Source organism: Pradoshia eiseniae (genome assembly GCF_002946355.1).
GTDB lineage: Bacteria > Bacillota > Bacilli > Bacillales > Pradoshiaceae > Pradoshia > Pradoshia eiseniae.
In genome coordinates, this window is record NZ_PKOZ01000030.1 from 1 (window position 1) to 12,084 (window position 12,084).

General features: G+C 45.9%; 9 protein-coding genes. 8 read left to right on the top strand and 1 reads right to left on the bottom strand.

The features are described 5' to 3' along the window. Positions 1-198: 198 nt before the first annotated feature. The 5 genes from pcrB to pruA all read left to right on the top strand — a co-directional run bounded on the left by pcrB (position 199) and on the right by pruA (position 8,214). Entirely contained in the window at positions 199-888 is a 690-nt protein-coding gene (gene pcrB, locus CYL18_RS18735) for a heptaprenylglyceryl phosphate synthase (protein WP_104850985.1), read from the top strand. A gap of 71 nt (positions 889-959) precedes the next feature. Further along, positions 960-3,233 carry a DNA helicase PcrA gene (gene pcrA / locus CYL18_RS18740; RefSeq protein ID WP_104850986.1) on the top strand — a complete coding sequence of 758 codons (2,274 nt, stop codon included), beginning with the start codon at positions 960-962 and terminating at the stop codon, positions 3,231-3,233. Between the two features lie 37 nt (positions 3,234-3,270). After that, entirely contained in the window at positions 3,271-5,286 is a 2,016-nt protein-coding gene (ligA, locus tag CYL18_RS18745; RefSeq protein WP_104850992.1) for an NAD-dependent DNA ligase LigA, read from the top strand. 10 nt (positions 5,287-5,296) lie between these two features. Then, a complete protein-coding gene (locus CYL18_RS18750; RefSeq protein ID WP_104850987.1) occupies positions 5,297-6,475 on the top strand; it encodes a CamS family sex pheromone protein in 1,179 nt (392 codons plus the stop codon). 191 nt (positions 6,476-6,666) lie between these two features. Further along, positions 6,667-8,214, top strand: a complete 1,548-nt coding sequence (gene pruA, locus CYL18_RS18755; RefSeq protein WP_104850988.1) for an L-glutamate gamma-semialdehyde dehydrogenase — start codon at positions 6,667-6,669, stop codon at positions 8,212-8,214. A gap of 38 nt (positions 8,215-8,252) precedes the next feature. On the opposite strand, the gene CYL18_RS18760 is transcribed toward pruA, so the two are convergent. Beyond that, positions 8,253-8,666 carry an NUDIX hydrolase gene (locus tag CYL18_RS18760; RefSeq protein ID WP_104850989.1) on the bottom strand — a complete coding sequence of 138 codons (414 nt, stop codon included), beginning with the start codon at positions 8,664-8,666 and terminating at the stop codon, positions 8,253-8,255. A 216-nt stretch (positions 8,667-8,882) separates the two neighbouring features. On the opposite strand from CYL18_RS18760, the gene aceB reads away from it, so the two are divergent. The 3 genes from aceB to CYL18_RS19570 form a co-directional block, all read left to right on the top strand. Then, a complete protein-coding gene (aceB, locus tag CYL18_RS18765) occupies positions 8,883-10,472 on the top strand; it encodes a malate synthase A (RefSeq protein ID WP_104850990.1) in 1,590 nt (529 codons plus the stop codon). A gap of 31 nt (positions 10,473-10,503) precedes the next feature. Further along, positions 10,504-11,781 carry an isocitrate lyase gene (gene aceA, locus CYL18_RS18770; protein WP_104850991.1) on the top strand — a complete coding sequence of 426 codons (1,278 nt, stop codon included), beginning with the start codon at positions 10,504-10,506 and terminating at the stop codon, positions 11,779-11,781. Positions 11,782-11,859: 78 nt separating this feature from the next. After that, on the top strand, positions 11,860-12,084 hold a 225-nt coding region (locus tag CYL18_RS19570), incomplete at its 3' end, for a hypothetical protein (RefSeq protein ID WP_236636526.1).

The following is a 12,084-nucleotide window of genomic DNA, read 5'->3' on the forward strand; positions in this document are numbered from 1 at the left end:
ACCGAAGTCATCTCATCGCCGCATAAACACGGCACATCCCTTTTTATTAAACTGTCTACTTTATAGGGTGCAGTTCAAGCCCAAATTAGGGCTGCTTTTCTTATTTTAGAAGCATCTCGCAATTTTTTCTAACTCTTTGGTATCACCTAAAGGAGTGCTATAATGATTAAATGGAAATTAGATTAAGGGGTTGTTTGAATGTACGATTTTCGCGAGTGGAAGCATGTTTTTAAACTCGATCCTAATAAGGAAATCTCCGATGAGGCGCTAGAGAAGCTTTGTGAATCTGGAACAGATGCCATATTGGTTGGCGGAACTGATGGAGTCACACTTGAGAATGTGCTCGACCTCATGGCACGAATTCGCCGTTACACGCTTCCTTGTGTGCTCGAGGTATCCAATTTAGAATCCATAACCCCGGGATTTGACCTTTATTTTATACCGTCTGTTTTAAATAGCCGGAATCCGGACTGGATTCTTGGTCTGCATAAAGAGGCCATTAAGGAATATGGCCATATGATCAATTGGGAAGAGATGCATGTTGAGGGGTACTGCATTATGAATCCAGAATGCAAGGCAGCTCAGCTGACGGAGGCAAATACGGATTTATCAGAGGATGATGCGGCAAGCTATGCTCTGATGGCGGAAAAAATGTTCAATCTGCCTATTTTCTATCTCGAATACAGCGGCAAATATGGCGACCCGGCGTTGGTCAGGGCCGTGAAAGATACGCTGATGGAGACAAAGCTCTTTTACGGAGGGGGCATCAATAGTGTTGCGAGAGCAGAGGAGATGTCCGAACTTGCAGATTGCATCATTGTTGGGAATTATATTTATGAGGATTTAGCTAAAGCATTGAAGACAGTGGATGCGGCAAAAAAGAACTAAACATTTGTTGATTGTCCGGTTGAATCAAGTATAATAAGAACAAACGTTCGTAACAGGATGGTGTCATATATATGCAATTCTTAACAGATCGATTGTTAACAGGATTAAATAATAAACAGAAAGAAGCAGTTCAGGCAACCGACGGCCCACTGCTTATCATGGCAGGAGCGGGAAGCGGCAAGACAAAGGTCTTGACGCACAGGATTGCTTACTTAATCGTAGAGAAGGAAGTAGCTCCTTGGAATATCCTGGCGATTACCTTTACGAATAAAGCAGCAAGAGAGATGAAGGAGAGGATTCAAGGCATTCTTGGAGGAGCTGCCGATGAGATTTGGATTTCCACATTCCACTCCATGTGTGTCCGCATTCTCCGCCGTGATATCGACCGAATCGGGATGAACCGTAATTTCTCCATTCTTGATCCTTCTGACCAGCAAACCGTGATCAAACAGATTATGAAGGAAAAGAATATCGATACAAAGAAATTTGAACCGAAATCCATCCTGGGAACCATCTCATCCGCAAAGAATGAATTGATTACTCACGAGGAATTCGCGAATACAGCCGGCAACTATTATGAGCAAACGGTCGCTGACCTTTATGCTGAGTATCAGAAGCGCTTAAGGAAGAACCAGGCTCTTGATTTTGATGATTTGATCATGAAGACCTTTGAGCTGTTCGATAAGGTTCCAGAGGTGCTTGAATTCTATCAGCGTAAGTTCCAATACATTCATGTTGATGAGTATCAGGATACGAACCGGGCGCAATATATGCTTGTTAAGAAGCTGGCACAGCGCTTTAAGAACCTGTGCGTAGTAGGGGATTCCGACCAATCCATCTATCGCTGGCGCGGCGCTGATATTGCCAATATACTCTCCTTTGAGAAGGATTATCCAAATGCCAATGTCATCTTGCTTGAACAGAACTATCGTTCAACGAAGCGAATCCTGGCCGCAGCCAATGGCGTGATTGAGAATAACCTGAACCGGAAGCCGAAGAAGCTTTGGACCGAGAACCTTGAGGGCAACAAGATTTCCTATTACCGTGCTGACAGTGAACAGGGGGAAGCCCAGTTCGTGGCGGGACGAATCAAGGAAATGACTGAAAAACAAGGAAAGCAGCTTTCAGATATCGCCATTCTCTACCGGACGAATGCCCAATCACGTGTCATGGAGGAAGTATTGCTGAAATCAAATATTCCTTACACGATTGTCGGCGGCATTAAGTTCTATGACAGAAAAGAGATTAAGGATATCCTGGCTTATTTGCGCTTGATTGCTAATCCTGATGATGACATTTCCTTGCGAAGAGTCATCAATGTGCCAAAGCGTGGTGTCGGGGCGAGCTCCGTTGATAAGATTGCCAATTATGCGCAGGATCATGATATCTCTATGTATCAAGCCATGCTTGAGCTTGAGTTCATAGGGCTTAGTGCCAAGGCGTATAAGGGAGCGAGCGAATTCCGTGATTTAATTAAGCACTATACAGCGATGCAGGAATATTTATCTGTGACCGAGTTAATTGAAGAGGTCATTGAGAAATCCGGCTATCGTCAATCACTTGAAATTGAGAAGACCATTGAAGCAGAAACAAGGCTTGAGAATATTGAAGAGTTCTTGTCTGTTACGAAGAACTTCGAAAATAGCAGTGAAGATAAGAGCTTAGTGGCCTTCCTGACAGATCTTGCACTTGTCGCTGATATTGATCGGATGGATGAGGAAGAAGAGAATGCGGGGGAAGGTGTCGTTCTTATGACTCTTCACTCCGCCAAAGGGCTTGAATTTCCGACGGTCTTCCTTCTTGGTCTTGAAGAAGGAGTGTTCCCGCATAGCCGGGCACTTATGGAAGATGAAGAGATGGAAGAGGAGCGCCGTCTTGCATACGTAGGAATTACGCGGGCTGAAAAGGAGCTTTATATTACCAATGCTCAAATGAGAACCTTGTACGGGCGCACGAATATGAACCCGGTTTCCCGTTTCATAAAGGAAATACCGGAAGATTTGCTGGAGGACTTGAATCCTCCTGCCCCAAGCAGAACCTCTTCTGCACGGCCATCCTTTATGCAAGGAAGGAGCGGCGCAGGACGAACTGGTACAGGCATTAATGGAGGCGGCATCAATGGAGGCGTGTCACCAAAACCAGTTATGCGCCCGGCAATGAATACATCCGGCGGCGAAAAACTCGATTGGGCTGTCGGTGATAAGGCCGAACATGGCAAATGGGGAGTAGGAACCGTTGTCAGCGTGAAAGGAAGCGGAGACGGGCTTGAGCTCGACATCGCATTCCCATCCATGGGCATCAAGCGCCTGCTGGCGAAATTTGCCCCAATAAAGAAGCAACAATAACAATCCTTTGATACCTTGTAGAGAGGCGGATAGAATGATGGAGTTGAAAGAAGCGCAAAAAAGAGCAGCAGAGCTTCATTCTTTGTTAAACCAATACGGATATGAATACTATGTTCTAGATGAGCCGAGTGTACCGGATTCAGTCTATGATGAATTGTACAAGGAACTCGTCGCGATTGAGCAAGCTTTCCCTGAGCTGCAAACAGAGGAATCCCCAACACAACGGGTTGGCGGACAGGTGTTAGATGCCTTCCAGAAGGTCGAGCATAACACACCGATGCTCAGTCTTGGCAATGCCTTCAATGAACAGGACCTGCGCGATTTTGACCGCCGGGTGAAGCAAGGGCTCGGCACAGACAGCTATTCGTATATTTGTGAATTGAAAATTGACGGTCTTGCTGTCTCCCTTCGCTTTGAGGATGGGTTATTCGTTAAGGGGGCGACTCGCGGGAATGGCACAATCGGTGAGGATATTACGGCCAATCTGCGTACGATTCGCTCTATTCCTCTCCGTCTTAATAAGCCTTACACGATGGAGGTTCGCGGTGAAGCCTATATGCCGAAGAAATCCTTTGTCACATTGAATGAAAAGAAAGAAGAGAATGGTGAGGAGCCTTTTGCAAACCCGCGCAATGCAGCGGCCGGCTCGCTAAGACAGCTTGATCCGCGGATTGCTGCCTCAAGAAATCTAGACATCTTCTTATACGGCATCGGAGATACAGGCGAAACAGGTGTTACCTCCCATAGTGAAGGTCTGGATTTACTGCAAACTCTCGGATTGAAAACGAATCCGCACCGGAAGAGATGCCAGACAATCGAGGATGTGCTTGAATACATCAGTGAGTGGACAGAGAAACGGCCGAGCCTTGATTATGACATTGACGGAATCGTCGTGAAGGTCGATTCACTCTCCCATCAGGATGAGCTTGGCATGACAGCTAAGAGCCCGCGCTGGGCCATAGCATACAAATTCCCGGCTGAGGAAGTCGTCACTGTCCTCAAAGGGATTGAATTGACGGTCGGGCGCACAGGTGTGATTACACCAACAGCCCTGCTGGAACCAGTCCGTGTCGCTGGCACGACTGTACAGCGTGCTTCCCTTCATAATGAGGACTTAATTCGTGAGAAGGATATCCGAATTGGCGACCATGTTGTCGTCAAGAAAGCCGGTGATATTATCCCCGAAGTCGTCAAAGTACAGCTCGACCAACGGACAGGGAAAGAGGAAGAATTCCATATGCCGACCCATTGTCCGGAATGTGACAGTGAGCTTGTTCGTATAGAAGGGGAAGTAGCGCTGAGGTGCATCAACCCCAAATGTCCTGCACAGATTAAGGAAGGGATGATTCACTTTGTTTCCCGCAATGCAATGAATATTGACGGGCTTGGTGAGAAGGTAATCATTCAATTATTTGACGCCAATTTAATTAAGGATGTCGCTGATCTTTATAAATTAACGTATGAACAATTGATTAGTTTAGAGCGCATGGGCGATAAATCCGTGAACAAGCTGCTCGCTTCAATTGAAGCCTCAAAGGATAACTCGCTGGAACGCCTTTTATTTGGGCTTGGCATCCGTCATGTCGGCGCGAAAGCAGCAAGAGTGCTCGCTGAAGAATATAATGAAATGGATAAGCTAATGGCTGCAAATGTGAGTGATTTAGTTGCCATTAACGAAATTGGCGAGAAGATGGCTGATGCAATCGTCACTTATTTCAGCCAAGAAGAATGCATTCAATTGATTAACGAATTAAAAGCCTGTGGTGTCAATATGAGCTATAAAGGCAAAAGGAAAGTTGAAGCCGTCGAATCAGATTCCTATTTCGCTGGGAAAACAATTGTCTTGACTGGTAAAATGGAAGAGTATGGACGTACAGAAGCGAAGGAGCTTATTGAGGCCCTTGGCGGAAACGTTACAGGCAGTGTCAGCAAGAAGACAGATTTGGTTATAGCCGGTGAAGATGCCGGTTCAAAGTTAAAGAAAGCCCAGGATCTTGGCCTCGAAATCTGGAATGAGGCACAGCTTCTGGCTGAACTGGGCAAGCGAGGATAGAGGTGGAGTAATGAAACGCATTTTGGCAATAACATTGGCGGTACTGCTGACGGCGACGGGTTGTGCGCCAAGCTTCGACAAGACAGAAGTGGTGGAAGATGATACAGATAAAAAGAAAACCGAAAAGGAATCCATCATTCCAGAGTATCAGATCTCTGATCAATACTATCAAACCTTATTACCGTATGAAACGAGCGACACACGTGGTCTTGTGACATCTAATATCAACACACGCCTTGACCTTGAGGAATTTGAAACAGGGCTGATGAGGCTTTCACAAGATCCGTTTCCGACAGATAAATATGTCTTCCGTGAGGGACAAGTCATCTCGAAAGAAACGGTTACAAGCTGGCTGAACCGGAAATACACAAGTGCTCAGCTAAAGGAAAAGAAAATGACGGCCGATGAAAACGTAGGCTTGAACCCTGTTGATGCAGGGAAGGGTGATATTGAGGATCGCTATGAGGAAAATCCTGAATACCTGGCCCATATCCTAGAGCACAATTATTTAGTGAAATCTGATAATAATAAAGTAACCCTCGGCGGAATCTCCATCGGGCTTGCGTTAAACTCTGTCTTCTACTATCAAAAGGAGAAGTATGGGGAAACCTATGAAGTGAAGATTGATGCTAAGACGCTTCAGCAAAAGGGTGAAGAAATCGCTGCTGAAGTCATCAAACGGGTCCGTTCCTTGGAAGGTGCGAAGAATGTACCAATCCTGATTGGTCTTTTTGAACAGCAAAGCAAGGACTCGGTTGTGCCAGGGAACTTTATTTCCTATGCTGTAGTTGGTGCTAATAGCAACAGCATCTCCAAATGGAAAAATGTCGATGAGGAATATTTCTTGTTCCCATCCTCTAAAGCAGAGGAGAAGCATCGCGATGATGCCAGCGCATTCTCGAACTTTAAGGATGATGTTGAGGAATACTTCCCGAATTATAATGGTGTCATTGGTAAAGCCTTCTATGTGAATGAAGAGATGAAGAAGCTTACCATCTCCATTGATATGCAATTCTATTCTAAGAGTGAGGTCCTAGGATTTACTCAATATGTCGCAGGGCTTGTTATGGACTATTTCCCTGATTACTTAGAGGTTGAGACAAAGATTGCCTCCTCTAATGGTCAAGAATCATTGATTGTCAAAGAAGTCGATGATAAAGAGCCATACGTCTATATTTACAACGAATAAGAATCTAGATAAGGGCAGAGACGTTTTAAATCGTCTCTGCCTTTTGTATGCAAAAAGAGGGTTTTCGGTAAGTTATATCTTCAATAATCCGGATATTTTGAGTTGTGTTTAAATGAAGTGACTACCATCTATGAATAGAGTAGAATGAGAGGTGGGTTACTTTATTCTATTCTACATAGGGAGGTTATCGAATGGTACAAGCGTACAAACATGAGTCACTGACAAACTTCAAGGCTGATGAGAACAAAAGGGCATTCGAGGAAGCGCTCGCTTTGGTGGACGGTTACCTCGGCCAGGATTACCCGTTAATCATTGGCGGCGAAGAGGTGACGACTGAAGAAAAGATTGTCTCTACTAGTCCATCCAATAAAGAAATCATTATAGGCCGTGTGTCTAAAGCGAATAAAGATCTCGCAGAAAAAGCCATGCAGGAAGCATTGAAGGCATTTAAGACATGGAGCAAAACAAAGCCTGAAGTTCGGGCTGATGTATTGTTTAAAGCGGCTTCCATCATCCGTCGCAGAAAGCATGAATTTTCTGCATTAATGGTTCGTGAAGCAGGGAAGCCATGGAATGAAGCGGATGCTGATACAGCAGAAGCGATTGATTTCCTTGAATATTACGGAAGACAAATGCTGAAGCTGAAAGATGGTCAGCCTGTATTAAGCCGTCCGGATGAGTACAACCGCTATGATTATATTCCCCTTGGTGTTGGGGTCATTATTTCACCTTGGAACTTCCCGTTCGCCATCATGGCTGGAACATGTGTGGCAGCTGTCGTGACCGGGAATACGGTCTTATTGAAGCCGGCATCCACCACTCCGGTCGTGTCAGCGAAGTTTGTTGAAGTTATGATTGAGGCAGGCCTGCCAGCAGGTGTTATCAACTATGTGCCAGGAAGCGGGGCAGAAGTTGGTGATTATTTAGTCGACCATCCAAGCACGCGCTTTATCAGTTTTACCGGCTCACGTGAAGTCGGGGTAAGAATTTATGAAAGAGCCTCCAAGGTCCATGAAGGTCAGAAATGGCTAAAACGCGTCATCGCGGAAATGGGCGGAAAGGATACAATCGTGGTTGATTCTGAAGCAGACCTTGAGCTTGCGGCGAAATCAATCGTAGCATCTGCCTTCGGTTTTGCGGGACAAAAATGCTCCGCCTGCTCTAGGGCAGTCATCGTGGAGGATGTATATGATGAAGTTCTCAACCGTGCTGTAGAGCTAACGAAAGAATTAACTGTCGGTGACACCGGCGATTTGACCAACTTTATGGGTCCAGTTATTGATGCAGGTGCCTTCAAGAAGATTACTGACTATATCGAGATTGGCAAGGAGGAAGGCCGCATCGTTGCTGGCGGAGGATCAGATGATTCTAAGGGCTACTTCATTGAGCCCACTATCATCGCCGATCTCTCGCCGGATGCTCGCATCATGAAGGAAGAAATCTTCGGACCAGTCGTGGCCTTCTGCAAGGCGCGTGACTTTGACGAAGCAATTGATATTGCCAATAACACAGATTACGGACTAACAGGAGCGGTCATCACTCGCAATCGTGCTCATCAGGAAAAAGCGCGCGAGGACTTCCATGTCGGTAATCTGTACTTCAACCGCGGATGCACAGGCGCCATAGTCGGCTACCAGCCATTCGGCGGATTCAATATGTCCGGTACAGATTCTAAGGCAGGCGGTCCTGATTACTTGCTGCTTCATATGCAAGCGAAAACGACTTCAGAAGCTTATTGATAGATTGAAAGTCCCCTCTAATCAGAAGGGGACTTTTTTTAGAATTCTATGTAAAAGGGATGGCAGGCTTCATTGAGGCAATGCTCAATCCTCTGCCGGAAATTGCTCCATTTGACCATCTCCAGGCCTTCTTCAAGCGGAAAGAAGCCTACCTCCAAACTCTCAGATGAGGTCGCAAGTTTTCCCCCAACCGGCTTTGCCAGAAAAAGAGTATTACAGATTGACCGCTGTACATTTTGAAAAATCCCGCAGAAGCTGAGAATTTCAACCTCAATACCCGTTTCCTCCATCGTCTCGCGAATGGCTGCCTCCTTAAGAGATTCCCCCTCCTCGACTTGGCCGCCAGGCATTTCCCAGCCGCGTTTTGGCCCTTTCAACAATAAAATCTCTTGCTTCTCATTCATGACAACCGTGGCAGCTGACACGATATGCTTAGGTGTTACAAAATTCATCTAATCCCCCTCGTTTCTGTGTTCATATGATATGGAATTCGACATAACTGACTGCTCCCCCTGTCCGAAAACCCACACTAAATGCCTATTTTTATAAAAAATATAAAAAATTTTATAAATCTATTTGCAATTTCTAATTACTGTTATATAATACAAAATATATTAAGTTTTCTGTTTTATAACAAATAGGACAGATAAAGGAAGTGAATTTGTAACATGGCAGTACAGACAAACGGACTGAATATCCACGGAAAAATGGAACAGGGATTTGAAGAAATCCTCACACCAAAAGCACTTGAATTTATTGAACAGCTTGAACGGCATTTCGGACCAAGAAGAAAGGATTTGCTTGAGAAGCGTGCTGAAAGGCAAAAGGAGATCGATGCAGGTAAGCTCCCTGATTTCTTAAAAGAAACAGAGCATATCCGCAGCAGCGATTGGACCATCGCTTCACTTCCGAAGGATCTTGAGGACCGGCGCGTAGAAATCACCGGACCGGTTGAACGGAAGATGGTCATTAACGCATTAAACTCAGGCGCCAAATGCTTCATGGCAGACTTTGAGGATGCGAATTCTCCAACCTGGAACAATAATATTGAAGGGCATATAAATCTTCGCGATGCAATTAATCGCACAATTAGTTTTACCAATCCGAATGGCAAGCAGTATAGCCTAAAAGAAGAAACCGCAACCTTGATTGTACGCCCGAGAGGTTTCCATCTAGAAGAAAAAAACATAACGCTGGATGATAAGCCGATATCTGGCGGTTTGATGGATTTTGGCCTCTTCTTTTTCCATAACGCCAAGACCCTTCTCGCAAACGGAAGCGGACCTTACTTTTATCTTCCGAAAATTGAAAGCCATCATGAAGCGCGTCTCTGGAACGATGTATTCGTCTATGCGCAAAACCATCTTGGTATCCCTCATGGTTCCATCAAAGCAACTGTCCTCATAGAAACCATACTTGCAGCATTTGAAATGGATGAAATCCTATATGAACTAAAAGACCACTCCGCTGGATTAAACTGCGGCAGATGGGATTATATATTCAGCTATTTAAAGAAATTCAGGAATCACGATTCTATCATTCTTCCAGATCGCTCCGTCGTCACGATGGCGGTACCGTTCATGACGGCCTATTCCTTGCTGGCCATCCAGACCTGCCACAAGCGGAATGCACCTGCCATTGGCGGGATGGCGGCACAGATTCCTGTCAAAAATGACGAGAAGGCTAATGACGAAGCCTTCGCCAAGGTACGCGCCGACAAAGAGCGCGAGGCAAGAAACGGCCATGACGGCACATGGGTAGCCCATCCGGCCTTGGTTCCAGTAGCGAAGGAAGTATTCGATGAATACATGCCTACACCAAACCAAATTCATAAAAAACGAGAAGACGTCAGTGTTAAAGCAGAAGATCTTCTTGAAGTGCCAGAAGGGTCCATCACTGAGCAGGGTGTCCGCACGAACATTAATGTCGGTATTCAATATATCGAATCCTGGCTCAATGGCCGCGGAGCTGCGCCAATCTATAACCTAATGGAGGATGCCGCAACGGCTGAAATCTCCAGAGCTCAAGTTTGGCAATGGGTGCGCCATCCGAAAGGCGTCCTTGATGATGGCCGCAAGGTAGACATGGCTATGTATGAAGCCTTTAAAGAAGAAGAGCTAGAGCGAATCAAATCCGAGCTCGGCGAAGAACGATTTAACTCCGGCCGATTTGATGAGGCGGCAAAGCTTTTCGACAAACTCATCAAAGAAGAGACGTTTTATGACTTCTTGACCTTACCCGCATACGAAATTCTATAAATCTATTACGAACATATAGGAGGAATTAGGAATGAGAGAAGAATTAGTGAAACAAATCGAAGATCAATGGAAAGACGAAAGATGGCAAGGAATTGAACGTCCGTACACGGCTGAGGATGTCCTCAAGCTGCGCGGATCCATGCAAATTGAACATACACTGGCAAGAAGAGGCTCTGAGAAACTATGGAACTATTTGAATACAGAAGATTATATCAATGCCCTTGGAGCCCTGACTGGTAATCAAGCCGTTCAACAAGTCAAAGCTGGCCTGAAAGCCATTTATTTAAGCGGATGGCAGGTTGCTGCTGACGCCAACCTTTCCGGCAATATGTACCCAGACCAAAGCCTTTACCCAGCAAACAGTGTGCCAGCTGTCGTTAAACGGATTAACCAAGCACTTCAGCGTGCCGACCAAATTCACTACTCTGAAGGCAAGGAAGACATCGACTGGTTCCAGCCGATTGTGGCTGACGCAGAAGCCGGCTTTGGCGGACAATTAAACTGCTTTGAGCTCATGAAAGGCATGATTGAAGCAGGTGCTGCTGGAGTCCACTTCGAAGACCAGCTTTCCTCTGAAAAGAAATGCGGACACTTAGGCGGAAAAGTATTGCTGCCGACCCAAACAGCTGTCCGTAACTTAATCGCAGCACGTCTTGCAGCTGATGTCATGGGTGTACCGACAATTCTGATTGCCCGTACAGATGCCGATGCAGCTGACCTGATCACAAGCGACATCGACCCAACGGACCACCCATTCATCACAGGCGACCGTACGCCGGAAGGCTTCTACCGCACGAAAGCGGGTATCGACCAAGCAATCGCTCGGGGACTATCCTACGCGCCATATGCTGACTTAATCTGGTGCGAAACATCCGAACCGAATCTTGAAGACGCAAAGAAATTCGCTGATGCCATTCATGAGAAATTCCCTGGCAAAATGCTTGCCTACAACTGTTCACCATCCTTCAACTGGAAGAAAAAGCTGGATGACGAAACCATCGCAAACTTCCAAAAAGAAATCGCCAAAATGGGCTACAAATTCCAATTTGTTACCCTTGCTGGCTTCCATGCCCTTAACCACAGCATGTTCGAATTGGCAAGAGGCTATAAGGAGCGCGGCATGGCTGCCTACTCCGAGCTGCAGCAAGCAGAATTCGCAAGCGAAGCCAATGGCTACACAGCCACAAGGCACCAACGCGAAGTCGGAACAGGCTACTTCGACGAAGTCGCCCAAGTCATCACTGGAGGAACATCCTCCACAACTGCTCTCAAAGGATCAACAGAGGAAGAGCAATTCCAGAAAGCTTAATAGATTGTGTATATAGAGACCGGACCCTTTTGGGGTTCGGTTTTTTTGTGTAGGTTGCAGGGGGAGTCCGGTTTTGTCTTGAAAAGGGTGGTCGAAAGGTGGCCGAAGGATGGGGAAAGCCAGGCAGTTCCCACCCTTTACCCAGGCAAAGAGGGCGAAGGGTGGGAAAAAGGTGGTCGAAAGGCGGGAGAAGCCAGGGAACTCCCACCCTATGCCCATGCAAGAGAGTCAAGTCCATATTCTTGTGTAAAATTAAAAACAATGTTTATTGGATGTGAAAATAAAACTTCTCCATTGATCTAT